Annotated in this window: 27 protein-coding genes; 14 read left to right on the plus strand and 13 right to left on the minus strand. The window is 70.4% G+C overall.

The annotated features are described in order from the left end of the window. The first annotated feature begins 440 nt into the window (after positions 1-440). Positions 441-815, plus strand: a complete 375-nt coding sequence (locus ACFU8W_RS34670) for a hypothetical protein (protein WP_384045892.1) — start codon at positions 441-443, stop codon at positions 813-815. Between the two features lie 160 nt (positions 816-975). Here ACFU8W_RS34670 and ACFU8W_RS34675 read toward each other — a convergent pair whose 3' ends face one another. Beyond that, positions 976-2190, minus strand: a complete 1215-nt coding sequence (locus ACFU8W_RS34675; protein WP_384045895.1) for a helix-turn-helix domain-containing protein — start codon at positions 2188-2190, stop codon at positions 976-978. 126 nt (positions 2191-2316) lie between these two features. Between ACFU8W_RS34675 and ACFU8W_RS34680 the strand changes: the two genes are divergently transcribed. The 5 genes from ACFU8W_RS34680 (at position 2317) to ACFU8W_RS34700 (ending at position 8108) form a co-directional block, all read left to right on the plus strand. Beyond that, positions 2317-2895: an urease subunit gamma gene (locus tag ACFU8W_RS34680; RefSeq protein WP_384045898.1), complete on the plus strand. Its 579-nt coding sequence runs from the start codon at positions 2317-2319 to the stop codon at positions 2893-2895. Next, on the plus strand, positions 2892-4580 hold the full coding sequence (locus ACFU8W_RS34685; protein ID WP_384045901.1) for an urease subunit alpha: 1689 nt from the start codon (positions 2892-2894) through the stop codon (positions 4578-4580). The genes ACFU8W_RS34680 and ACFU8W_RS34685 overlap by 4 nt, the downstream gene beginning before the upstream one ends. A gap of 83 nt (positions 4581-4663) precedes the next feature. Further along, positions 4664-6364, plus strand: coding sequence for an amidohydrolase (locus ACFU8W_RS34690; RefSeq protein ID WP_384045904.1), 1701 nt, complete (start codon positions 4664-4666; stop codon positions 6362-6364). After that, positions 6361-7692, plus strand: coding sequence for an MFS transporter (locus tag ACFU8W_RS34695; RefSeq protein ID WP_384045907.1), 1332 nt, complete (start codon positions 6361-6363; stop codon positions 7690-7692). Before ACFU8W_RS34690 ends, ACFU8W_RS34695 begins: the two co-directional genes overlap by 4 nt. Before the next feature lie 272 nt (positions 7693-7964). Beyond that, positions 7965-8108, plus strand: coding sequence for a hypothetical protein (locus tag ACFU8W_RS34700; protein WP_384045910.1), 144 nt, complete (start codon positions 7965-7967; stop codon positions 8106-8108). Between the two features lie 322 nt (positions 8109-8430). Here the strand turns inward: ACFU8W_RS34700 and ACFU8W_RS34705 are convergent, their stop codons facing one another. From ACFU8W_RS34705 to ACFU8W_RS34735, 7 genes are all read right to left on the minus strand, one after another. After that, positions 8431-8835, minus strand: coding sequence for a cation:dicarboxylate symporter family transporter (locus ACFU8W_RS34705; protein WP_384045913.1), 405 nt, complete (start codon positions 8833-8835; stop codon positions 8431-8433). Between the two features lie 2 nt (positions 8836-8837). Beyond that, entirely contained in the window at positions 8838-9497 is a 660-nt protein-coding gene (locus tag ACFU8W_RS34710) for a cation:dicarboxylate symporter family transporter (protein WP_384045915.1), read from the minus strand. 94 nt (positions 9498-9591) lie between these two features. Then, positions 9592-10248: a response regulator gene (locus ACFU8W_RS34715; RefSeq protein WP_384045917.1), complete on the minus strand. Its 657-nt coding sequence runs from the start codon at positions 10246-10248 to the stop codon at positions 9592-9594. After that, positions 10245-11471: a sensor histidine kinase gene (locus ACFU8W_RS34720; protein ID WP_384045920.1), complete on the minus strand. Its 1227-nt coding sequence runs from the start codon at positions 11469-11471 to the stop codon at positions 10245-10247. The genes ACFU8W_RS34715 and ACFU8W_RS34720 overlap by 4 nt, the downstream gene beginning before the upstream one ends. 2 nt (positions 11472-11473) lie before the next feature. Further along, on the minus strand, positions 11474-11968 hold the full coding sequence (locus ACFU8W_RS34725; RefSeq protein ID WP_384045923.1) for a metal transporter: 495 nt from the start codon (positions 11966-11968) through the stop codon (positions 11474-11476). Between the two features lie 114 nt (positions 11969-12082). Beyond that, complete coding sequence (locus tag ACFU8W_RS34730; protein WP_384045926.1) at positions 12083-13102, minus strand: ABC transporter permease subunit; 1020 nt, start codon at positions 13100-13102, stop codon at positions 12083-12085. Beyond that, positions 13099-14013, minus strand: coding sequence for an ABC transporter ATP-binding protein (locus ACFU8W_RS34735; RefSeq protein ID WP_384045930.1), 915 nt, complete (start codon positions 14011-14013; stop codon positions 13099-13101). The genes ACFU8W_RS34730 and ACFU8W_RS34735 overlap by 4 nt, the downstream gene beginning before the upstream one ends. Before the next feature lie 87 nt (positions 14014-14100). On the opposite strand from ACFU8W_RS34735, the gene ACFU8W_RS34740 reads away from it, so the two are divergent. Then, positions 14101-14709, plus strand: a complete 609-nt coding sequence (locus ACFU8W_RS34740) for a hypothetical protein (RefSeq protein ID WP_384045933.1) — start codon at positions 14101-14103, stop codon at positions 14707-14709. 1 nt (position 14710) lies between these two features. Here ACFU8W_RS34740 and ACFU8W_RS34745 read toward each other — a convergent pair whose 3' ends face one another. From ACFU8W_RS34745 to ACFU8W_RS34755, 3 genes are all read right to left on the minus strand, one after another. Then, positions 14711-15376 carry a hypothetical protein gene (locus ACFU8W_RS34745; protein ID WP_384045936.1) on the minus strand — a complete coding sequence of 222 codons (666 nt, stop codon included), beginning with the start codon at positions 15374-15376 and terminating at the stop codon, positions 14711-14713. A gap of 431 nt (positions 15377-15807) precedes the next feature. Beyond that, on the minus strand, positions 15808-16665 hold the full coding sequence (locus ACFU8W_RS34750; protein WP_384045939.1) for an NAD(P)H-binding protein: 858 nt from the start codon (positions 16663-16665) through the stop codon (positions 15808-15810). Between the two features lie 342 nt (positions 16666-17007). Continuing rightward, positions 17008-17379: an ArsR/SmtB family transcription factor gene (locus ACFU8W_RS34755; RefSeq protein ID WP_384045942.1), complete on the minus strand. Its 372-nt coding sequence runs from the start codon at positions 17377-17379 to the stop codon at positions 17008-17010. 127 nt (positions 17380-17506) lie between these two features. On the opposite strand from ACFU8W_RS34755, the gene ACFU8W_RS34760 reads away from it, so the two are divergent. Together ACFU8W_RS34760 and ACFU8W_RS34765 are read left to right on the plus strand one after the other, a co-directional pair. Beyond that, on the plus strand, positions 17507-19489 hold the full coding sequence (locus ACFU8W_RS34760; RefSeq protein WP_384045945.1) for a heavy metal translocating P-type ATPase: 1983 nt from the start codon (positions 17507-17509) through the stop codon (positions 19487-19489). Further along, complete coding sequence (locus ACFU8W_RS34765; protein WP_384045948.1) at positions 19486-19884, plus strand: (2Fe-2S) ferredoxin domain-containing protein; 399 nt, start codon at positions 19486-19488, stop codon at positions 19882-19884. The genes ACFU8W_RS34760 and ACFU8W_RS34765 overlap by 4 nt, the downstream gene beginning before the upstream one ends. A gap of 23 nt (positions 19885-19907) precedes the next feature. Here ACFU8W_RS34765 and ACFU8W_RS34770 read toward each other — a convergent pair whose 3' ends face one another. Continuing rightward, positions 19908-20252 carry a hypothetical protein gene (locus tag ACFU8W_RS34770; protein ID WP_384045951.1) on the minus strand — a complete coding sequence of 115 codons (345 nt, stop codon included), beginning with the start codon at positions 20250-20252 and terminating at the stop codon, positions 19908-19910. 144 nt (positions 20253-20396) lie between these two features. Between ACFU8W_RS34770 and ACFU8W_RS34775 the strand changes: the two genes are divergently transcribed. The 4 genes from ACFU8W_RS34775 to ACFU8W_RS34790 all read left to right on the plus strand — a co-directional run bounded on the left by ACFU8W_RS34775 (position 20397) and on the right by ACFU8W_RS34790 (position 22436). Next, positions 20397-20783 (plus strand): BlaI/MecI/CopY family transcriptional regulator, encoded by a 387-nt coding sequence (locus ACFU8W_RS34775; RefSeq protein WP_384045954.1) that lies wholly within the window; start codon positions 20397-20399, stop codon positions 20781-20783. Between the two features lie 49 nt (positions 20784-20832). Next, positions 20833-21732 carry a M56 family metallopeptidase gene (locus ACFU8W_RS34780; RefSeq protein WP_384045956.1) on the plus strand — a complete coding sequence of 300 codons (900 nt, stop codon included), beginning with the start codon at positions 20833-20835 and terminating at the stop codon, positions 21730-21732. 109 nt (positions 21733-21841) lie between these two features. Next, entirely contained in the window at positions 21842-22069 is a 228-nt protein-coding gene (locus ACFU8W_RS34785; protein ID WP_384045959.1) for a hypothetical protein, read from the plus strand. Positions 22070-22109: 40 nt separating this feature from the next. Continuing rightward, positions 22110-22436 carry a hypothetical protein gene (locus ACFU8W_RS34790; RefSeq protein ID WP_384045962.1) on the plus strand — a complete coding sequence of 109 codons (327 nt, stop codon included), beginning with the start codon at positions 22110-22112 and terminating at the stop codon, positions 22434-22436. A 72-nt stretch (positions 22437-22508) separates the two neighbouring features. Here the strand turns inward: ACFU8W_RS34790 and ACFU8W_RS34795 are convergent, their stop codons facing one another. Then, on the minus strand, positions 22509-23159 hold the full coding sequence (locus ACFU8W_RS34795; RefSeq protein WP_384045965.1) for a phosphatase PAP2 family protein: 651 nt from the start codon (positions 23157-23159) through the stop codon (positions 22509-22511). A 447-nt stretch (positions 23160-23606) separates the two neighbouring features. Between ACFU8W_RS34795 and ACFU8W_RS34800 the strand changes: the two genes are divergently transcribed. Continuing rightward, positions 23607-23810 (plus strand): hypothetical protein, encoded by a 204-nt coding sequence (locus ACFU8W_RS34800; RefSeq protein WP_384045968.1) that lies wholly within the window; start codon positions 23607-23609, stop codon positions 23808-23810. Positions 23811-24185: the final 375 nt, after the last annotated feature.

Here is a 24185-nt window from a genome sequence, read left to right on the forward strand (position 1 = left end):
TCGGCCCTCCCGCCCATAACCACAACAGTCACGGAGGAACAACGACCCAGTCCTGCTCGAATCACGCATTCCTCAGCAGAGTCCTGAAGGCGGGGGTATCCACGAAAGCACTCAGATGATCCGGCAGATTCCGTGGCGGCCTCCAAAGCCGTCCCACACCACAGGGGGTCACGCGGGACGATCTCGACGCGGCCGGCGGCCATGCCCACGCGCTCCCGACGGTCGGCCCAGATCCGCGTGCCCCGGCATTCCGGAGCTCACCCGATAGGAGTGGCTGTCAAAGCACTGCTGATCTTGGACATGTGCAGCGGTCCATCGTCTTTACGGACGGAGCACGGTGGCTCTCCCATCTCGTTGCCCGAGTGGCTCCGCTTCACCCTGTCGAAAACAGCGCGGGCACTACGAGCACCGCATGCCAAGTAGGTGAGATCTTGCGGAGCATGAGGGCACTCCAGGCAAACCGCGAGCAGGCCATCGGGCCGCCGGTGGAGGTCCTGGCCAAGCGGAGCGCACTGCTGGAGGAACTGGCCGCTCTGGAGGCGTCGTACAGCAAGGCTTACGTGGATGCGGAAGCCGCGGGCTGGACGCCGGAGGAACTCGCCCGGCTGGGACCGGATGAGCCGGTGAAACGGCCGCGAGTGCGCTCCCGGCGGAAGAGCTCGGCAGCGAAGATGCCTGCGGCACAGACGTCCGCGGTCACGCCGCAGACGGATTCGCCGGCGGGCGCAGTGCCCGCCCGGGGCGGGCCCCCGACGCAGCGGGCTCCGGTCGCCACCGGCGTATCCGTCTGGTCGGTGGCCTCCGACGAGGCGTAGGCAAGGTAGTTGGCGATCTCGTCGGGCTTGCTGTTGCTGCGCCGGGCCAGTGCCTACCGCATCTGGTGAGGGTCCCTCGCCTTGGTAATCGAACTCGGCAATGACCGGCAGCCGTTCGGCCGCCCAGTGGTAGACGCGCGGACGATTGCGCCGCGGGTGGTCACACGGTGCGGCTGCGGGCGCATTCCAGGGCGAACAGAATCGCGGCCGCCTCCGTCGGCCTGGTGGGGTGGAGGCCTGTGAGCTCGGTGAACCGGCTCAGCCTGTTGAGCACGGTGTTGCGGTGGCAGTACAGCTCGCGGGTAACCGCTGCGACGGACCCGGACCCGCAGTACGCGACCACAGTGTCCAGCAGGCGCTCGCGCTCGTGCGGAGGCAGCCGGTCCAGATCGGACAGCACCGAGTCGGCCAGCATCCCCGCCATCGGACCCAGCCGCGCCGCGGCCACGGGCATCCATGCCTCGGCAAGGGTCACCGGGTGCGCCGTCCCTCCGTCGATCGTCGTGGCGATCGTCTCGGCCACACGCACCATGTCGGGGACGCGGGCCAGTCCGCGCGCCACCGGCCCGACCGCGCATGCCACTCCGTCCAGCCAGGCGGGCGGGGGCGCGTCCGCCCCCTGCGGCAGCCTGGCCACGAGCACCAGCATGCCGTTGTGCTGCTGCAAGTGGGCGGACTGGCCCGTCAGTCGTGCCGTGACGGCCCTGCGCAGCTCCTGCTGCGACTCGGGCGGCGCGACCGCCACGGCGAACTCCGACTGTGCGTTCACCTGGAGGAGGGTGGCCACCTGCGCGACGAGTTGCTGGTCGCGGCCGTCCGAGGACAGCAGCCTGCCCATGAGTGCGGCCTGTTCGCGTTCCTGCTCGCGGGCCAGCACGGCGATCTGGTCCAGGTAGGCGGCGTGCACGTGCACGGTGTGGAACTCCACGGCTTCCCACACCCGCACCGCCCCTCGCGTCAGCTGCAGCTGGTCGTGCGGGCGGGTGCGTTCGAGCATCGCGGTCCACAGCACGCGGAAATCCATGCGTACCGCCTGCAGGAGCCGTTCCAGGGGCACGCCCTGGTGGGCACGGCGGCGGCCGAGCCGGTCCGGCACCTCGCGCAGGTCCTCGGGCACTGGCAGATCACCGATCAGGCGCAGTAGCAGTTCGAAGCAGGCCCGGGCGGTCTCACGCAGGTCCTCGGGCGGGACCGTGGCCTCGTAGCCGTCGAACGCGGAGACCTCCGGAACGTAGCGCCCGACCAGCTCGTCCAGGTCGTCCAGGCAGTCGCGCACGAGGGTGCGCAGCTCGGGGGAAACCGATGCGCCCATGTCAGCGCCGGGCCGGGCGGCGGGGGCGCGAGCGGGACCGTCAATGCGCGGTGGATTGTGCATGTGCCCATTATCGCTGCTCCGGCACGCAGCGTTTTGGCATTGTTCACGCTCTCCTGCCAGGGCATTGTGCTGTGCGTGCCCCGCTGCGCGGTCAGGGGGCCGTGCACGATCTCGAGGGGAATGCCCATGCACTTGACTCCACGCGAGCAGGAACGTCTGACGCTGTTCTCGGCCGCCGAACTCGCACGGCGGCGGCTGGCCCGCGGTGCCCTGCTCGGTGCGACCGAGGCCGTCGCCCTGGTGTGCGACGAGGTCCTGGAGATGGCCTGGGACGGCGTGCCGCTGGAGACCGTTGTCGTTCGTGCCCGGGAGGTCGTCCCGCGCGAGCAGCTGCTGCCGGGAGTTGCCGGGACTGTGCCGAGCATCCAGGTGGAGGCGCTCTTCCCGCATGGCTCCACGCTGGTCCACGTCGCAGACCCGTTCGGGCCGGCCGGGCCGAGCGACCCCGGCGCCGTGCTGGCCGTCGAGGGCGAGAGGGACCTGGCTCCCGGCCGCCGGCGCAAGGAGCTTCAGATCACGAACCGGGGTGCCCGTGCGGTGTGGGTCTCCTCCCACTTCCCGCTGGAGGAGGCGAACGCCGCTTTGGAGTTCGACCGCGAGGCCGCCTGCGGCCACCGGCTGGACGTCCCGGCCGGGACGTCGGACCGGTTCGAGCCCGGTGCGACCCGCACCGTCACCGTGGTGGCACGAGGAGGAAACCGATGAGCCGGATGTCCCGGCGCGCGTACGCGTCCCTGTACGGCCCGACCACGGGTGATCGGATCCGGCTGGCCGACACCGACCTGTGGGTGCAGGTGGAGGCCGACGACACCGAGCCCGGCGAGGAGATGCTCGGCGGCTGCGGCAAGACCGCCCGCGACGGCCTGCTCGTGGCCGGTCGCGCCCCGCGGGAGAGCGCTCTGGACATGGTGATCCTCGGCGTGGTCGTCATGGATCCACTGCTCGGAGTCCGCAAGACCAACATCGGCATCCAGGACGGCCGGATCGTCGGCGTCGGGCGGGCCGGCAACCCGGAGAACAACGACGGCGTCGAGCTCGTCGTCGATTCCCACACCGCGATGATCAACGGCCAGGGACTCATCGCCACGGCCGGGGTCGTCGACTCCCACGTCCACCTCTCCAGCCCCGAGGTGGTGCCTGCGGCGCTCTCCGCAGGCGTCACCACCATGGTCGGCATGGGCATCGGCGGCGTGTGGGACGTCGGCGCGAACCCCGCTTACAACCTGCACAGCCTCATCGAGGGCTGGCGCGACGCCCCGGTCAACGTGGCGTTCCTCGCCCGCGGCTCCTCCTCCTCGCAGGAGCTGCTGGAGCGTGCGGTCCTCGCCGGCTCCGGCGGCTTCAAGATCCACGAGGACTGGGGGGCCACGCCTCGCATCATCGACACCTGCCTGGGCGTCGCGGAGGAGGCCGACCTGCCGGTCGCCCTGCACACCGACACCCTCAACGAGTCCGGCTACCTGGCCGACACTCTCTCGGCCACCCGCGGACGCACCGTGCACGCCTACCACGTCGAGGGCGGCGGCGGCCACCCCGACCTGCTGGAGATCGTCTCCCAGCCGCACGTGCTGACCTCCTCCACCACCCCGACACTGCCTCTGACCCCGGCCACCGTCGCCGAGTTGCTGCCCATGACGATGACCGTCCACGGCGGCCACCACGGGGTGGAGAGCGACGTCTCCATCGCGGCGAGCCGAGTGCGCGAACACGCCATCGCCGCCGAGAACGCCCTGCACGACCTCGGCGCGATCAGCATCGTCAACTCCGACTCCATGGGCATGGGCCGCATCGCCGAGACCGCGCGCCGCACCTGGCAGCTCGCCCACGTCCAGGCCCACCTGGCCGGGCAGACCGGTGCGGACTTCGTCAACAACGAACGGGTGCTGCGCTACCTGGCCAAAATCACGCTGAACCCCGCGATCGCCCACGGCATGGCCTCGGACGTCGGTTCCCTGCGGCCCGGCAGCATCGCAGACATCGTGCTGTGGCGCCCCGCCACCTTCGGCGCGCAGCCGGAGCTGGTGCTCAAGGCGGGCTTCGTTGCCTGGGGGCTGTCGGGATCGGGCTCCGGCTCCACCCGGCTGACCCAGCCGCGGGTGATGAAGCCCTACTTCGGCGGCCTGGGCGGGGCTCCGCGCCGGCTGTCCACGGTCTTCGTTTCCCAGGCATGCCTGGACGACCGCGCCTGCGCCGACGCCCTCCCCAAGGGGGTGCGCTACACGGCCCTGCGCAACAGCCGCGGCCTGACACGCGGCGACATGGTCGCCAACACCGCCGTGCCCACGGTGCAGGTGCCCACCACGCCCGACCCGGTCCTCGTCGACGGCCGCCCGGTGGACATCCACCGCGCCGCCGACCTGCCGCTGACCCGCCTGCAGAACCTCGCCTGAACCGGCCACGGCCACCCGGCCCGGCCAGAACCGAACCGGACCGCACCGAACCGGTCCCCGCCCGCCCATCCGAAAGCCGCTCCATGCTCGATCTCAAACTCCGCAACGCCCGTATCCGCACGGTGGACGACCGCCATCCCAGCGCCCGCACCCTCGGCGTCCTGGCGGGGCGCATCGTCGGCCTCGACGAGACGGTCGAGGACCTGCCCGCGCGCACCGTGCTCGACTGCGGCGGCGCGGTCGTCGTCCCCGGATTCGGCGACGCCCACAACCACATGGCCTGGTTCGGCCAGTCCCTGGGCGAACTCGACCTGAGCACGGCGACCACGCTGTCCCAGGTCTACGACGCCGTCGCCCGCCGCGCGGCCGGCCTGCCGGCCGACGCCTGGATCGTGGGCTCCGGGTACGACGACACGATCATGGGCGGACACCCTCACCGCACGGAACTGGACCGGGCCGCCGACGGGCGGCCGGTGTGGCTCAAGCACCGCTCCGGGCACATGTGCGTGGCCGGCAGCGAGGTGCTGCGGCGCGCCGGCGTCCTCGACGGGAGCGTGGACGCCCCCGAGGGCGGGGTCGTGGTACGCGACGGCGACGGCACCCCGACCGGTCTGCTCCAGGAACGGGCCCAGTCTCTGGTCACCGACCTCGTCATGCCCTACCCGGTGGCCGACCTGGCCGACGCCCTCGGCCGGGCGAGCGAGGTCTACGCCGCGGAGGGCCTGACCCATGTGGTGGAGGCCGGGATCGGGCTCGGCCTCATCGGCCGCAGCCCCGTCGAGGCCGCCGCCTACCAGCTGGCCCGCGAACGCGGCACGCTGCGCACCCGGGTCGAGCTGATGGTGGCCGCCGACAACCTGCACGCCCTGCACGCGCACGCCGACGACGGCATCACCACCGGAATCGACCTGGGCCTGCGCTCCGGCTTCGGCGACGACCGGCTGCGCCTGGGCCCGATGAAGATCTGGCTGGACGGATCGCTGATCGGCCGCACGGCTGCGGTCTCCGAGCCGTTCTGCGGGCACGACCACGCGAGTGGCGTCTACCAGAACAGCCCGGAGGAGATGCACCGGCTCGTCGTCGACGCCCACCGGGCCGGCTGGCGGGTGGCCGCGCACGCCATCGGCGACAGCGCCGTCGACCTCGCCCTGGACGCCTTCACCGAGGCACAGCACATCCTGCCCCGCCCGGACGTGCGGCACCGCATCGAGCACTCCGGGGTGGTCCGACCCGACCAGCTGGACCGCTACGCCGCGCTGGGCGCGGTCCCGGTGCCGCAGCCGCGTTTCCTGTACGAGGTGGGCGACAGCATGGCCGAGGGACTCGGCCCCGAACGCACCCTCTGGATGTACCGGCACCGGTCCTTCCTCGACCGGGGGATCCGGGTGCCGGGCAGTTCCGACCGGCCCGTCGCCCCGGGCGCCCCCCTCCTCGGCATCCAGTCCATGGTCGAGCGTCTCAGCCGGGCGGGCACAGTGCTCGCCCCGGATGAGCGGGTGAGCGCGGAGCAGGCCCTGCGGGCCTACACCATCAATGCGGCGTGGGCCAGCCACGACGAGGACCGTCGCGGCAGCATCACGCCGGGCAAATTCGCCGATTTTGTCATACTTTCCGATGACCCTGTCAGTGTCGACAGTGCTCGGATTGGCGCCATCGACGTCCTGGCCACCTTCGTGGCCGGGGAGTGTGTCCACGGCGCCGACTCACTCGGGGACATCGCAGCCGCGGATGGTCCCCTCTCTACGTCCGGATCGCCCCGGCCGCACCCAAGGAGTCACACATGAGCACAGTCGGTCAGGTCACCCCAGGGGCTCCGCCGGGCACGCCGGCCACAGCGACCGGCAAGGACGCCGGGCGGGTCGCCTTCGCGGCCTTCGTCGGCACGGCACTGGAGTGGTACGACTACTTCCTCTTCGGCACCGCCTCCGCCATCGTTTTCAACCGGCTGTACTTCACCACCCTCAACCCCACCACGGCCACCCTGGCATCCTTCGCGACCTTTGGTGTCGGATTCGCCGCCCGACCGATCGGCGCACTCGCCTTCGGCTGGCTGGGCGACCGCATGGGCCGCAAGCCGGCTCTGCTGATCACCGTGGTGATGATCGGTATGGCCACCGGGCTGCTCGGTGTGCTGCCGGGCTACGCAACCATCGGCATCGCCGCGCCGCTGCTGCTGGTGCTCCTGCGCCTGGTCCAGGGCATCGCCGTCGGTGGAGAGTGGGGCGGCGCAGTCACCCTGGCCGTGGAGCACGCGCCGCCGGAGAAGCGCAGTTGGTACGCCGCACTCCCCCAGGTCGGCTCTCCTGTGGGCACCCTGCTCTCCTCCGGCGCCTTCTCCCTGGTACTCCTCCTGCCGTCCGGGTCCTTCGACTCCTGGGGCTGGCGTCTGCCGTTCCTGCTCGCCTTCCCGCTGATGGGCATCGCCGTCTACATCCGCCGCAGGGTGGAGGAGTCGCCGCTCTTCGACGAGATGATGGAGCACAACGAGCAGGCCAAGGTGCCGGCGCTCGACGTCTTCCGTAAGGCCTGGGGCCGACTGCTGATCGCGATAGCCTCGGCAACCCTGGGAGTCGGCGGGTTCTACATGCTGACCACCTTCATGATCAGTTACGGCGCCGACACCCTGGGACTGCCGCGATCCCTCATGGTCAACGGAACGCTGGTGGCTGCAGTCGTCGAGATCGCGGTGATCATCGTCGTGGGACGCATGGCGGACCGCCTCGGCCCCGGCCGGGTCATGCTGTGGGGCGGCCTGTTCAGCGCCGTCCTCGCCTTCCCGGTCTTCTGGCTGGTCGAGACCAAGAATCCCTTCGTGGTCGTGCTGGCCATGACAGTCGGCGTCGCGGTGCTCTCCATCGCCTACGCAGTGTCCGGGGCGCTGCTCGCCGACCTGTTCCCGGCGCAGCTGCGCTACACCGGCGTGGCGCTGTCCTACAACCTCGCCGGCGCACTCACCGGCTTCCTGCCGTTCCTGGCGACCGCACTGCTGGCGGCCGGCGGCGGTGCCTCGTGGCCGGCGGCCCTGCTGCTGATGATCCTGTCCCTGATCACCGCCCTTGGCGGACTCCTGGGCGCACGGATGCGCGAGAAGGACAACGTCACCACCGTCTGAGCCTCGCCAGGCCCCGTCGCCCGGACCGCCGGCACCGCCCCGTGCGCTGCCGACGGTCCGGGCGAACCACACCGTGCGGCCCGCTGCCTCCTCGTGCAGCGGGCCGCATCTCGTCGAAGAGCGGCGACTCCTCCACCCTGCGGCGGATGTAGACGGCGATGCCCATCAGCGGGAAGGCGAGCAGGAACGGCAGACGCCAGCCCCAGGAGTCGAAGGACCCGGACGCGTTTCCCTCCCCGGCTGAAGCCGGGGATACCCACGCAAGATCAGGGATGGAGACCTCCATCCACGCGGTGCATCCGGCCGACGACCACGAGATCGTCGTGTTGCGCATCCACGAGCACCTGGCCGATGCGGACCGGCGGCCGCCGGTGTACCACCGCTCGGGTCTACACCTGCTGGGAGGCCACATGTGAGCACGTTTCCCGGGGCCCGCACCGCTGATGTCGGTGCGGGCCCCGGGTGCGTGTTCGGAATCAGGCCAGAGTGGCCAGGACCAGTCGTGGGGACGGCGGCGCAGCTTGGCCGCGCTACTCGTGCCCCTTCCTGTCGTGTGCGCCGGAGGCCGAAGGGGGAGACGGTCGGCGGCAGCACGGCCCGTTGCGGGGTGGTGGGGCACGAGCGCCGTGCGGTGGACGATGGGTGCCGCGCTTCCTTCCGGTGGAACGGGCACAGTGCGGGTGACGGGGCGGTCGGCGCCGTCCGGATCGTGCGGCCGGCCGCCCTGCGCGGTGGGGATCAGCCCGCTGCGGCCGGTGCCGGGGTGGCGTCGGGCAGAACAGGGACGGGCTGGTGTTCATCAGCGCCTATGGGCGGGACGTCCTTGCCGTCGAGGACGGCCTTGGCGCGTTCGAGGTCGAATTCCTTCTCCCACTTGGCGATGAAGATGGTGGCGACCGCGTTGCCGAGGACGGTGGTGAGGATGCGGCCCTCGTTGAGGAATCGGTCGATGCCGACGATGAGGGCCAGGGCCGCCATGGGGACGTGGCCGATGATGCTGACGCTGCTGGCCAGGACGACGAACGCGCCGCCGGGCACGCCGGCTGCTCCCTTGCTGGTGAGCATCATGATGCCGAGCATGACCAGCTGCTCGCCGATGGAGAGGTGGATGTCCAGGGCCTGGGCCAGGAAGAGCGAGCTCATGGTCAGGTAGATGGCAGTGCCGTCGAGGTTGAAGGAGTAGCCGGCCGGGAGGTGAGGCCCACGACCGGGCGGGAGGCGCCGAGGTGTTCCATCTTGCCGACCATGCGGGGCAGGACGGCCTCGCTGGAGCAGGTGGCCAGGATGATCAGGATTTCTTCCTTGAGGTAGCGGCAGAGCTTGAACAGATTCAGGCCGGTGTAGCGCAGCAGGCCGCCGAAGACGACGAGGATGAACACCACGCAGGTCGCGGAGAAGATCGCGACGAGGATCAGCAGTTGGTGCAGGGTGCTGATGCCGTACTTGCCCACCGTCAGTGCCAGGCCGCCGAACGCGCCGAGCGGAGCGGTGCGCATGACCCAGCCGACGACCTTGAAGACGATCTTGGAGATGTTCTCCACGCCGCGCAGCAGCCCCTGTGCCGGCTCGCCGACGGCCTTGATGCCGATGCCGAACAGCACCGAGACCAGCATGACGGGCAGGATCTCGCCTTCGGTGAAGGCGGAGAACATGGTGCCGGGGATGATCGACAGGATGAAGTCCGGCAGGTCGATGTGGGTGCTGGTCGTGCCTTCGGGCAGGTCGTCGGTGCTCAGGGAGGACGCGGCGATGTGCATCCCCGCGCCCGGATGGAAGACGTTGCCGACGATCAGGCCGACGGCCATGCACAGGCCATCCCGGCCTGCTGAAGCTCCGTCACCCGCGCGACCGGCGAGCTCGCGCGAGCTTCCCGCATGTGTGCCGGCTGGTGGTGCCGCGTCAGCCGGAGTCGACGAGCCGGTTCTCCCATGCCCAGGTGACAATTCCGACCCGGTTACGGGCTCCGAGTTTGGTCTGGATGGCCGACAGGTGGCTCTTGACCGTGCTCAGCGAGATGAGCAGTTCTGCGGCGATCTCCTGGTTGGTCCGGCCGCGCGCGAGGGCTCGGACGACCTGGAGTTCGCGGTCCGACAGCGGCAGGGGCTGCGCGGCGCGCGAGGGTGTCGAGGCGGCCGTCAGGTGCCGCAGCAGCCGGACGGTGACCGACGGCGAGACCAGTGCTTCGCCGTTGTGGGCGGCGCGGACCGCCTCGACGAGCAGGGCGGGCCCGGCGTCTTTGAGGACGAATCCCACCGCACCGCCTCGCAGGGCCCCGTACACGTACTCGTCGAGGTCGAAGGTGGTGACCACGACGACCCGCATCGGGTCGGGCACCTGCGGGCCGGCCAGCGCGCGGGTCACCTCGATGCCGTCGAGCCGGGGCATCCTGATGTCCACCAGGCACACGTCGGGGCGCAGCCGCCGGGCCATGGCGACCGCCTCGGCCCCATCGGGTGCCTCCCCGACGACCCTGATGTCGGGCTGGTCCTCCAGAATCAGCCGCAGCCCTCGGCGGATCATGGACTGGTCGTCGGCGAGCAGGACCGAGATGGTCATCGTGGCTCCCTGGTGGGGGCGGGCAGGGTCGCCCGCACCGACCAGCCGGCGCCGGGTCGTGGTCCGGCGCGCAGCGAGCCGCCGAGCGTCTCGACGCGTTCGCGCATGCCGATCAGACCATAGCCGCCGCGATGAGGGTGCCAGGCCTGGGCCGCCGGGGCGTCGTCGGTGACCTCGACGGTGACGTCCCGCGGGTCCTGCTCGACGGTCACCGTGACGGCGCGGGCCTTGGGCGCGTGCCGCAGCACGTTGGTCAGCGCCTCCTGGACGATGCGGTAGACGGTGCTGGTCACCTCCGGCGGCCACGTGGTCTCCCCGTCCGGCAGGGTCAGGCGCACCGCGGGGCCGTTTCGGCCGAAACGCTCGACCAGCACGCCGAGCCGCTCCGGTCCGGGGGACGCCGGTGCGGCGTCGTCGGCGTCGCGCAGCAGCCCGACGACGCGGCGCATCGCGGCCAGGGCCTCGGTGCCGGCGGCCTCCATCTCGCTGAGGTAGTCGGTCACCTGCTCGGGGTTTCTCCGCGCGACCACCTGGAGGCCCTGCGCCTGGACGACCATGCCGGTGATGTGGTGGGCCACGACGTCGTGCAGTTCCCGGGCCAGCTCCAGCCGCTCGGCTTGGCGCACCCGCTCGGCGGTGGCCGACGCCCGCGCGTCCAACGTCCGCAGCGCCAGCCCGGTCCCGGCGCCGGCCAGCCAGACCAAGCCGTCCAGCGCCGTCACCGCCGCGAGGCCGACGGGCGGCGGCCCGGCGGCGAGCTGACTGGCGATGATCACCGCAGGTCCGGCGGCCGCGATGGCACCGGCCGGTACCGGCGCAAGGGCCCGGAGCGCGGAGCCGGTCAGCACCGCCAACCCCAGGATCATGGCCGGGCTGGGTTCGGCGGGAAGGTCGGGGCCGGCCACACGGGTGGCCACGATGGCCGCCGCCGCGACGCCGAGCCCCGCGACTGCCGGCCGGAGCGGCCGGCGCAGCCCCAGCAACGCCGACAGGCACACCGCCGCCGCGCAGACACAGCCCGGCATCCAGTACCAGGAGCCCCAGCTCTGTGCGATGGCGGCGGCCTGCACCGCGATCGCCGCCAGCAGGACGGCGCCGAGCCCGGCCACGGACACGACCCGGCCCCATCCCCCCGTAATGGTCATGCCGGTCAGACTATCGATGCGCCGTCCGGCGGCGCTGTCCGGCAGGACGGTGCCCGGCACGTCCCGGTTGCGTTCCATCTCTACTGCTCCGGCCGGCCGAGCGGCGGCGACGGAGCGCCGGACCGCCGGACAAGGGCGAACGCGCGCAGCGACGGCCCGGCGATCAGCCCGCCGAGCACCAGCAGGGTCGCCATGCTCGTCACGCCGGTGGGCCCGCAGACCCAGGCGAACGCGGTCACCGCGACGCCGCCCGCAGCGATGGCGACGGCCGGCAGTACCCGCAGCGTTCTGAGGGAGGAACCGACGAGCACGGCAAGCGCCAGAGCCGCCGTGGGAGACGGCTCCTGCGGAAGGTCGCCGGCCAGGGACACCCCGACGGCGACGGCCGTGACGGCCACGCCCGCCGCTGCCGTCCACGACCTTCCTCGCTCGCGCAGCAGCGCCAGCCCGCACATCACCACCGCGACGGCGGTGGTGTGGATCCAGTAGGCGCCGCCCCAGCTAACGATGAGCATGTACGCGGTGAAGGCGATGCCCAGGACGAACACCACGCCCAACCCGATGCTGACCAGCACAGCCGGATTCGCTGGAGACGGACCGGCATCTTTTCCATGACTGTTGGCAAGCGGCATGAGGGACCTAGTTTTCTGAATCGGCAGCCGGAACGAGAATCAGTGAGCATGAGCGCGTCAGGCGCGCCTGACGCGCCGCACAGCGATGGTGGTGAGGAACGCGCCCGCCACCAGATAGAGCCCGGTTTCGGCCAGTTGGAACGGCCAGTACCGGCTGCTGGGCTGGTACTCGATGTCAACGTGCAGGTCGAGTTCGGACAGGCACACCGCGGCGTCACCGAACGTGCCGCCGGCGCCGGTCCTGGGCGGGGAGTTGAGGCACTCGTTGAACGTGCTCCCGCCCACCGTTCGCCCGTCGGCGGTGCGCAGCGGGCTGGTCCGGCTGATCCACGCGTCGGGGGCGCCGGGCACCTGCAGGCCGCCAATGACCGGGGCGCCGGTGATGCTGCCCAGGTTCCTGGCCTGGTTGATGGCCTGCGCGGACATCGGCAGGGACGCCTTCTCCGGCACCATGAGATGCGGCCGCACCAGATTCGGCACGGCGAACTGGACAACGAGGAAGACCACGCCCGTGATGGCCATCGCCGGCAGCGTCCGGCGCACCAGCAGGCCGACGATGGTGCCGAGGGTGAAGGCGAGGAAGGCGTAGCCGATCGGGGCGATGTTGCGGGCACCGAACTCCACCGTGCCGAACCGGTCGGAGGCGACCTGGTCGTACGGGGAGGCCGCCCAGGTGAGCAACAGGGCGACCAGGCCCGTCATGACCATCGCGGCCACGCCGACGAACGCCATCCTGCCGATCAGCCAGCGGCGGCGGGTCATGCTCTGGTTCCACACCAGCCGATGGGTGCTGAGTTCCAGTTCCCGCGCGATCAGCGGCGCCCCCCAGAACACCCCGATGATGACGGGAATCAGCCCGAGCCCGCCGGCCAGGAACAGCAGCGTGTTCCTGTAGGCGCTCTGGAACTGGCTGCCGGCCTGTGCGCAGCTGGCAGGGTCGGTGCACCGGGACCGGTAGGCGTCGTAGGCGTCCCGGATGTCCATGCCCAGGTACAGCAGGTACACGGCGACCAGGGCGAGCCCCAAGGCGCCGACGAGCGCCTGGAGGCGAAACTGCCGCCAGTTCAACCAGATCATCGCACTCCCTCCCCGGCCACGGCGCCGACCTCGGCGACCGGCGCGTTCGCCCGCGACATGTAACCGAGCACCAGCTCTTCGAGCGTGACGGGCTCAGCCCGGAACGGGATCTCCGACGGCGGAAGGCCGGTACGCACCACCGCGTTGCTGGACTGGGCGTGGTGCTCGGTCCGGATGACCTCGACCCCGGCGGGCAGCCGGTCGAGCTCGCCGCGGGGCGCGACCAGCCGGTGGTGGGCGGCCAGCAGGTCCCGGACCTCGCCGGCGACCTGGATCCGCGATTCACACAGCACGATGAGGTGGTCGCATGCCTGCTCGATGTCACCCAGCAGATGCGATGACAGCACGGCGCTGGCACCGAGTTCGGCGACGAACTCCAGCAGGCTCACCACGAACCCCTGGCGCGCCAGCGGGTCCAGCGCGGCGGCCGGCTCGTCGAAGATCAGCAGCTCGGGGCGCTTGGCGGCGGCAATCGTCAGTGCTAGCTGCGCGCGCTGACCGCCCGACAGCCGTCCCGCCTTCTGGCCCGGGTCGAGCCCGACCTGCGTGATGCGCCGCTCGGCCAGGCTCTGGTCCCACGACGGGTTCAGACGCGCGCCCAGCCGAAGGTGGTCGGCCACGCTGAACGACGGATACACCGGGGTGTTCTGCGCCACGAACCCCACTCGGGCCAGGTGCGCGGCACTCGCCGCCGGACGGGACCCCAAAACGCGCAACGAGCCCGACGTCGGCTCGAGCAGCCCGCAGGCCAGATTCAACAGCGTCGATTTGCCGGCCCCGTTCGGGCCGACCAGACCGACGACGCAACCGGCCGGAACGTTCAGATCGACCCCGCTCAACGCCTCCCGGCGGCCGTACCTTTTCGTCAATCCCTCGGCCAGCAGCACAGGGACGGATTGCTCTTTCGACATGGATCCATCGTCGAGAGCGGCGCCACCCCGGGTCACCAGGCGAAAGCACGATTCGCACCGTCGGCGATCGTACTTTCGGCTGGTTCGATGCCATGCCCTGCGCCGGACTGCGCCACTTCCCACCCCGACGGCATCCACTTCACGGCGTACGGCGTCGAGTCGACGGCTCACGTCGACATCGCCGCGGAAATGCCCGAACGGGCGGGCGCCTTCCTGCGGTACGCGGCGGACCCAGACCCGCTGGTGCGCCACCTGGCGATCGAGGCCGTTGGCCTCTTTCTCGGTGACGGCGACCGTGCGGTACGGACGCCGGCCCACCGGCTGACGGCCGAGAACGGGTTCGTGGAGCGGCTGCTGATCGTTCGAACGATGGCCGGACTCCCGGACCGACTACCGACCACGCGGCCCGCAGTGACGGCCTGGCTCGATGCCCTGGCCGATCACCGTGACCCCCGCGCGCTTCCTGATCTGATCACTGCTCTCGAAACCTGCGTCGATGACTGGCGCACTCTCTACGGTGTCGGCGGCTACTCGCAGGCCGCCGACCAACTCGTCCCTCTCCTTCTCCTTGCCGACGGCCTGCGGGACATCGATCCGGACCGCCCCGTCATAAGAGACCTGTTCGACCGAACCGTCTCTTGGGCGGCGAATCCGATGCACTTGCAGTCCGGGACTGTAACGAGGAGCCGCCGGTGACTCAGCCGACGTAGTCGGTGAGGACGCAGCCGTCGACCTGGGCCGGCTCGCTACGGAACCCGGCCGGCGGGACGAAGTTGGGCGAGCAGTTGATACCCAGCGTGCCGGCCCGAACGAGCGCCTCTTCCTCGCTGCTGCGGCCGTTGAGCTGGACCGCGAAATTCTGGCCGACGAAGTAGCGGGTGTGTGTGTCACCGTCCGACCGCTGATACTTCTTGTAGGCGGCCTCAAAGGTCGCCATGTCGTCGATGAGCATCATCTTGTGCACATTGTCGATCGCGCTTTCGCCGGAGCAGGATGCACGGTCCTTGATGGAGAAGGCCTTGTTGGTGGCTGTGATCTGAGCGGCCAAGGCACTGTCGTCCTCAACGTAGTCACCGTCGATGTCGGCGAACATGTTTTCGTTGTCATGGTTGAAGCCATCGCACTCGGTGGCAGACTTGACGAGCTCCGCCACCCCGTTCATGTCGGCGACCTTGCCCAACCCGGCCACTGCGGTCTTGCCGTTCCCGTCCGCGCCGGGGTCCGCCGTGGCACCCTGCGGCGCGCCGCTTGCCGCCGCGTGGCCATCGTCCTGTCCCGTGCCGCCGTCGCCACCGCAGGCGACGGCCGTGGAGGCGAGGGCGAGGACGAGGGCAGCCGTGGTGAGTGAACGGACAGCGCGCATGCGGGTGTTCTGCTTTCGTCGGTACTGCTGATGGGTTGTACGAATGACCGTACGAGCGTGGTGCAGGTCCGTAGCCCTTGTACCCGCGGTCCTCGACGGTGATGGCGAAGGCCTGGCGGCCGAGATCCCCCTCGGGGAGAGCACCCGGGTCGTCCACTGTCCTCATGAACTCGCCCTACCCACCGGCGCCTTCACCGGCTCCCCCGAGGACGTCCTGGACTGCGCAGCAACGGCTCCAGCACCGCCCACTGGCTATGTACGTGAGCAACGACGTCATTTCGACACCGGAGTCGAAGTCGCATGCTCGCGCGAAGAGCCGATGTTCACGCGATCGGGAGTCACCCGACTTCGTCGGGCGGGGCCGGACGCGGACGTGGTCGTCACTTGTGATGGGGGTCCTTCCGCGTCCGACCCCCGTACTGGGCAGGGGGCTATGCCGTGACCGCAGGGGCTGTTGCGGTGAAGGCGTCCGCGTGCTCCGCGGCCCACTGGGCGAATGTGCGGGCCGGGTAGCCGGTGACCTTCTCGACGGTGTCGACGACCGTACGGCCCGCTTCCGGGGTGTTCTTGTACACCTGGATCAGGAAGCCGATGACGTCCTCCGGGTGGCCCGCCGCCCGCCATCGCGCGATGGCCTGCTCCTCGCTGAGCTCGACCAGGGCGATCTCCCGGTCGCGGGCGGCAGCGATCGTCGCCACCTTGTCGCCGACGGTCAGCAGCTCGGGGCCGGTGATCACGTACTCCTGGCCCCCGTGGCCCTCTTCGGCGAGCGCGACCGCGGCGACGGCGCCGATGTCGCCCTCGTGAACCATGGCACTCAGCCGGGAGACGAACGGCTCGCGTACTTCGCCCGAGGCCACGATCCCATCCGCCCACTCCAGGCAGTTGGCCATGAACTCGACCGGCATGAGCACGGTCCAGTCCACATCGTCATCGGCACGCACGGCGTCCTCCAGCGGGGACGGCCCGCCGCCATGCAGCACGGTGACCCGGCGTACGCCCGCCGCGCGGGCCAGCTCCAGGATCCGCGGGCCGGTCTCCAGCGGGGCGAAGTGGGCCCCGCCGATGGTGATCAGATGGAGGCCGGTGACGCCCTCCAGGGCCGGAATCAGGCTGTCGGGTTCGGTGAGATCCCCCTGGACGACCTCGACGCCGTCCGGGAGGGCTGCTCTCGCCGGATCCCGGGTGAGGGCGCGGACCGCATGGCCGCGGGCGAGCAGTTCGGCGACGACCTGGCGGCCGACGGTTCCGGTGGCACCGGTGACAAGAATCCTCTGCGTCTGTGTCATGGCACGACCATAGGGAGCCTTGAGGTCAGCTTCTGTCCTCAAGAGCGCTCGGGCCGGAAACGGAGACAGGGACTGTCATGGGGGGCACCGTGACTCCCGAAGTCGTCGACAGTCGACACCCGTTCCCGGGTTCTGGCACAACTTCCGTGCCGAGTGATGCTCCGTCATGGCTGGACGTCGAAGAGAGCGATGGAAGGTGGCGGCGGGACAAGTCCGTCTGCAGGTCGGCTGTGCCCGGCAGCACCAACTGCACCGCGCCGGGCATCTGGCGCCGAAGCCGGTCCCCGTGCCGGGATGAGGCGACGTGCTGGGGCCGGGCCACGAGGGCGCGGCCTCGGTACCTCAGCCGACCGCGGGCGCGGGGATGTCGCGCAGCCCCAGCCGTAGGTGCTCGACGTGGTAGAGGGCCTGCTCCAGGAGTTCGGCGACGTGGTTGTCGTAGAGCGCGTAGATGACCGACCGGCCTTGTCGCTCACCGGTGACCAGGCCGAGGTTGCGCAGCAGGCGCAGTTGGTGGGAGCAGGCGGACTGTTCCATCCCCACGGCGTCGGCCAGTTCGGTGGCTGCGCACGGGCCTTCCTGAAGGCGGGCCAGGATCCTCAGCCGCGAAGGTGTGGCCAGGGCCTGGAGGGTGGCGGCCACGTCGGCGGCACCAACCGATTCCAGGCGCTCGCGTGCGGTGGCGGTGGTGTTGGTGTCAGCTCCGTGGCCCATGCCCGCTATCCTACGGACATGAAGATATGAATGCGTCTTCATGTATTCCTGTATGGTGGAGGCGTGGCACGGGCTTGTCCCGGTTGCCGTCATCTCGTCATTCCGTCGTGAAGGACCCTCGTCTCCCATGCCCTCCACCCTGACCGCGCCCTCACCAGACCGGGCCACCGCGGCCCCGCGCGAAGGCGGTGCACCCCGCCGCCGCACCCGGGTCTTCGCCCTGCCCGAGGCGCGCTGGGCCGCCGCGGCCACCATCCTTTTCCTGATCGCGCTCCCACTGCAGCTGACCGATGCCCCTGCCTGGGCGTGGGGACCGCTGTACGCGCTGTCGTACGCGACCGGTGGCTGGGAGCCGGGATGGGCGGGCTTGCAGGCGCTGAAGGACAAGACCCTCGACGTCGACCTGCTGATGATCGTGGCGGCACTCGGGGCGGCGGCGATCGGTCAGGTGATGGACGGCGCGTTGCTGATCGTCATCTTCGCCACTTCGGGCGCGCTGGAGGCGCTCGCCACCGCGCGGACGGCCGACTCCGTGCGAGGACTGCTGGACCTGTCACCCGCCAAGGCCACCCGCCTCGACACCGACGGAAGCGAAGTGATCGTCCCCGTCGAGGAACTCGCGGTCGGGGACACCATTCTCGTAAGGCCCGGTGAGCGAGTCGGCGCCGACGGCCGCGTCCTGGACGGCGCGAGCGACGTCGACCAGGCGACCATCACCGGCGAGCCGCTGCCGGTCGCCAAGGAGGTGGGCGACGAGGTCTTCGCGGGCACCCTCAACGGCACCGGCGCGCTGCGGGTGCGGGTGGAGCGGGACGCATCCGACTCGGTGATCGCCCGGATCGTGCGCATGGTGGAGGAGGCGTCCGAGACCAAGGCGCCCACCCAGTTGTTCATCGAGAAGGTCGAGCAGCGCTACTCGCTCGGCATGGTCGCCGCGACCCTGGCCGTCTTCCTCGTCCCCCTCGCCTTCGGCGCGGAGCTGACCGGTTCACTGCTGCGCGCGATGACCTTCATGATCGTGGCCTCGCCGTGCGCGGTCGTCCTCGCCACCATGCCGCCGCTGCTGTCGGCGATCGCCAACGCCGGACGCCACGGTGTGCTGGTCAAGTCCGCGGTGGTCATGGAGCGCCTCGGCGAGACCGACGCGGTCGCGCTCGACAAGACCGGCACACTGACCGAAGGTACGCCGCGCGTCACGGATGCCCGCCCGCTCACCGGATCGGGACTGGACGAGGACGAGGTGCTGACTCTTGCGGCAGCAGCCGAGCACCCGAGCGAGCACCCGCTGGCCCGCGCCGTCGTGGACGCTGCGCGCGAGCGCGGGCTCGACCTCCCTGTGGCGGAGGACTTCGACTCCACGCCCGGGATCGGGGTGACCGCATCCGTCGGCGGGCGGGTGGTCGCGGTCGGCGCACCGGCACGGCTGCTGGACGGATCTTCGGACGCACACTCCGCGCGGGCGGCCGTCGTCGCGCGCGAACTGGAGGACAGCGGCGGGACCGCTGTTCTTGTCACCGTGGACGGCGCCCCCGTCGGACTGCTCGCCATCGCCGACCGACTGCGTGCCGACGCCACCGCGACCGTGGCCTCGCTGACGTCCCTCACCGGGGCCGCGCCCGTGCTGCTGACCGGCGACAACCCCCGCGCTGCCGCCCGTCTGGCCGCCGAGGTCGGCATCGGCGACGTGCGGGCAGGGTTGCTGCCGCAGCACAAGGTCGACGTGGTCAAGGAACTGGAGCATGCAGGCCGCAGGGTGATGGTCGTCGGCGACGGCGTCAACGACGCCCCTGCCCTGGCGGCCGCCCACACCGGCGTCGCCATGGGCCGGGCAGGATCCGACCTCGCGCTGGAGACCGCCGACGCGGTGATCGTCCGCGATGAACTCCGTACGGTTCCCGCCGTGATCGCGCTGTCCCGCCGGGCCCGCCAGCTGGTCGCGCAGAATCTGATCATTGCGGGCGTCTTCATCGCCGGCCTGGTCGCCTGGGACCTGATCGGCACCCTGCCACTCCCGCTCGGCGTGGCCGGCCACGAAGGGTCCACCGTCATCGTCGGCCTCAACGGACTGCGGCTGCTGCGCGAGGCGGCGTGGAAACGGGCAGTCCAGTGAGCCGCCGGCACAAGGTTGCCACGCAGGCAGAGCCCCGGTGCACGGTCACCGTGTGCCGGGGCTGCTGCTGCGGCACGGACAAGATCTCCGGCGTCGACCACGCTGCCCAACTCGCGGCTCTCAAGACCGAACTGGCATCGAACGCGAGGGTCCGGGCAGTGAACTGCCTCGACGCCTGCGAGCAGGCCAACGTCGTCGTCGTACAGCCCTCATCGGCTGGACGGGCCGCGGGCGGGCGCCCGGTCTGGCTCGGGCTGGTCAACGACCCGGACGCGACCGCCGACATCGCGGCCTGGGTACGCGCCGGAGGACCGGGCCTCGCCGAGACGCCCGAGATCCTCGACCTGTACGCGTTCGGGCCGTCGCGCCGGGTACGGCGGGCCATCGAGGACTGAGTGTGCTCGGCCGACCCGCTCTCTCAACCGGTGTGCAGCGCGTCGGCCAGACAGTCGTGGCTGTGCCGCCAGCCGTTCGGCCCCCGTACGGCGTCCACGAGGTGCGGGTGGCCATCGCGCAGATCGCGGTGCTCGTGCTCCACGACCAGCCGATTCTTCGTCGGCCACAGACGCACCGCCAGAAGTCCGGCCGTCAGGACGATCGCACCCAGTGCCACCACCGCCGACTGCAGCCCCGCCTCCGCGCCCAGCCACCCGGCCAGCGGGTACGTCAGCAGCCAGCAGCTGTGCGACAGGGAGAACTGGGCGGCGAACGCCGACGTGCGCTCCTGTGCCGGTCGGTTGCGGTTGTGGTGGTTGCTGTACATCGCTGCTGTAGAGCTTGCTCGACGGGTGCGCGTCCTCAAGCGGTCATTCGAGACGCCATGCGATCGAGATGGCCGCTTCTCTACGTCTCGTAGTAGTTTGGACGATCGAAGAGAACCTGGCCGGAGTAGTGAGGGAGGTGCCAGGTGACGGGCGGTAAGGACGACCGGGGGGACGCCCGGCGGCGTGCGCGGGGTGAGCTGGAAGCGGAGGTTCTGGCTGCCCTGTGGTCGGCTGACGGTCCGGTGCCCGCGGCTGTGGTCCAGGAACAGGTGCCCGGTGCCGCGTATACGACGGTGCTGACCATCCTGACGCGGCTGTGCGACAAGGGGATGGTGACCCGGCAGCGGGAGGGGCGCAGTCATGTCTATGCGCCCGTGGATGACCAGGCCGGGCATGCGGCTTCGGGGATGCACTCGCTGCTGGACGAGGGAGGGGACCGTGCGGCGGTGCTGGCCCGGTTCGTGTCGGATCTGTCGGCGGAGGACGAGCAGGTGCTGGAGCAGTTGCTGCACGGCGATCCCTCTGCCTGAGCGGGGATGAGCCGTGTTCTGGCCGATACCGATGTATCTACCGCTGCTCGTGAGCGCGGTGCTGGCGGTGGTTGCGCCGTGGGCGGGGCGTCGGATGCCGCCGCGTGCGGGGGCGTGGGCGATGGTGTGCGCGGCAACGGTGGCGGCCGGCACGTGGGTAACCGAGCTGGCGATTCTGGCCTTCACCGCTATAGGGCAGGTGCCGCTGGTGGCGGCGCAAGGGGCTTGGTCGGTGCGTGTCCTGGCGGCGGAGGACCCAGTGAGCCGGAACGTCGCTGCGGTGTGCGCCGCGGTGGTACTGCTCGTGGTGGTGAGCCTGACCGTGGCGTCCTGGCGCCGTGGGCGTGCACTGGTGGATGCCTGGCGGGAGTGCCGGCACATCACGGCAGGCGGAGACCTGGCCGTGGTCGACGATCCGGTACCGACAGCGTTTGCCGTGCTCGGCATGCCTGGGCGGGTGGTTGTCTCTTCCGGGATGCTGAGGCTGCTGGACGGACCGGAGCGGCAGGCTCTGCTGGCCCACGAACGGGCGCATCTAAAGTACCGGCACCATCTGTTTTCGCTGGTGCTGCATCTGACGGCGGTGGTGAATCCGTTGCTGAGGCCGTTGGACCGGGCCGGAGCGTTTGCCGTGGAGCGGTGGGCGGACGAGGAAGCGGGCGCTGTGGTGGGGGATCGACGGCTGGTCGCCCGAGCGATCGCACGGGCAGCGTTGGCATCGAGCCGGGCCAAGCAGGCTGCGCTGTCCGCCACCGGTGGACCGGTACCCCAGCGCGTCCAGGCGCTGCTGGCTCCACCGCTCCGCTCCCCCAACGGTGTGATGGCGGCGTTCGCCGTCCTCATGGCGGCCTGCTGCGTGAGCCTGGCTGTTACGGCACACGACACCGAGCGGCTGTTCGAGGCCGCCATGCACGCCCACACCACCGCCACGCAGCTCCGCACGCGCTGATCGCCCTCCCCGGGCCCCTTCGTACGGGACCCAGGCGGTTGAGGATGAGTGCTGGCCCGCCGGGGGATCGTGCCCGGTGTGAGCGGACGGGTACGTACCGTGGCTGGGGGTGCCGCTGCAGCACGGCCCATGGATCGCCGCATTGGCGGTGTTCGCCGTCGCGCCGGGTGGCCTGTGGCTGTTGGCGCTGCTTCTGGAGCGCCGTCTGATGGATTTTCGCACTGGGCTCGTGGCGATGCTGCTCGGCGAGCCGCTGCTTGCCCTGGCCGTCGCACCGGGGGGTGTCGGATGGGTGAGGCGCCGCCAGGAGGACTGGCAGGGTCGTGGTGGGGACTGATCTCCGGCGCGGGCTGGGGGTGCTTCGGCCTGGTGCAGTAGTGGGAGACCTACGAGCGGCGTTCTTCACGCGTCAGCAGGCGGTGGCTCCGACCAAGATCTGGCATCAGCTGGTGGTGGTCTGTCCACTGCTCGGGTACTGGCTGTGGACGGTCGGCGTCGGCGGCCTGCTCGCGCCCGGAGTGCATCCGAGCGACATCACCGTGCGCGTGCTGATCGTGGTGTGTGTCGCAGGCTGGCTGCTGATCAACGGCTACGACCGGGGACATCCGAAACTCGGCCACCTCCCGTACGACTGGCAGCGGCTAAGGCCCTTCCCGCAGCCTTGGCCCGCTTTTGTCCCACACCCTGCGCGCCTACCCGGCTGAGATCGGCGCCGAAGAGAAAGCAGGCCGCTTCCGAAGGACGCCTCTCCGCTGCTGCGTCCCTGCGGGCGCCGGTTAGCGAGCGTGCTGCGCGGCGGTACGGGGTTCGGCGGTCAGCAGCGGGCGCAGCGCGCCACTGTTCAGGGCGACGACCAGTGGCGTGGCCCAGCGGCGCAGCGCGAGACTGGTGAGATAGGCGACGGGGAGGGCGAGGATCGCGGAACCGAGGACGTCGTGGGGGTAATGGTCGCCCACGTAGACCCGGGAGAAGCCCTCCACCACGGCGAACACCGCGGCGATGGCGCTCAAGCGCCGGTCCAGCAAGAACAAAGCGGCCACGGTGGCGGCCGCCACGGTGGTGTGCCCGCTGGGGAAGGCGTAGTCCGAGGGCGCCGGGCAGGAGTCAACCAGGTACGCGTGGGGCATCGACCGGCAGGGCCGTGCCTCGGCCACGATCTTCTTGACCACCTCGGCAGCAGCGAAGGCGGTCACGACGGCGACCGGCGCGGCCAGGGCGACGGTCATCACCTCGGTTCCGCGGCGACGGGCGTTCCACCAGCCCATCACCATGAGTACCGCGAACACACCCAGGCCGAGGTTGGTCCACACCTCCGTAGGGGTGTTGAGCCACTTGGTGTCGCGGGCGAAGTCCGTGACGGAGGTGAACAACGAGCCGTCGATACCGGACCCGTCGAAGGCCAGTTGTGCGGTGGTGGCCGCGGTCATGGGCACGTCCTTCCGTGTCAGCAAGAGGCGACGCTGACGGAACGGCCCGGCGCCGCCGGCCAATCCCCCACGCACGCGATGACATGGTGATGACATCACGGTGAACCAGTGGCGGCCGTCAGCCAATCTACTACATGTAGTAGAAATTAACTGGCGGCCCGACCGGACATTCGCTGAATGACGCCCGGTCGCCGCTGGCGCACGGCTGAACTGCGCACATCTCGGCACCCGAGGGCCCGACCCGCGCCGCGACGGTAGACCCGTCGAGAAAAACGGCTACCTGGTGCGGCCGGAGCGAGAGGCTGCGACCTCTCGGCCGAGGCTGTGATGTCTGGCGTCATCGATGAACCCGTCACCCTCCACGCATCCACGCATCGAGCTTCTACATCATGTAGTAGCTTTCTGCCGTTCGTTCCTCTGCTATCCGCACCGTGGGAGCCCGCCCCCGTGATCGCCACCCTCCTACACACCCTCGCCACCACCGTCGGGCTTGGACTGCAGGTCATCGCCGTGCTCACCCCGATCGCCGCCCTCCTTGCCACATCCGCCCTGTGTTCGGCCAGGGTGCGCGGCCAGTTCGGATGTGCCGGGTATCTGTTCACTCTGGCTCTGTATGCATTGGTACCGGTGGTGGTCCGCGTGGCGGGGTGAGTGATTCAAGGTTCGATGACTGCCGGGTCACCGCCCCCGTCCTGGGAGGTGAGGTGCCCCAGACGGTCCCGGACCGCCACCCCGCAAGGCCCCGGCACCACGAAGGACCCGGCCAACTTCCTCACACCACCCACCACATCACCCCCGCCCGCAAAGGCCAGCCACCCGCTGTCCAGCCCGACGAGCAACAGCCGCCAAGGTCACCCATTCGACCCCAGAACCCCCGTTCCCACCCCCACAAACCCACCGACAGGCCCCACTCCCGCACACCACCACTCACTTCAGCTCAGCAAACCGACAGCAGCTCACAACCCCCCGATCCGTCGAAGACACCGTCCTGCGAGACCTGCGCGGCGGCGGCACCATCCTGCTGCA

Source organism: Streptomyces sp. NPDC057565, assembly GCF_042801455.1.
Lineage (GTDB): Bacteria > Actinomycetota > Actinomycetes > Streptomycetales > Streptomycetaceae > Streptomyces > Streptomyces yanii.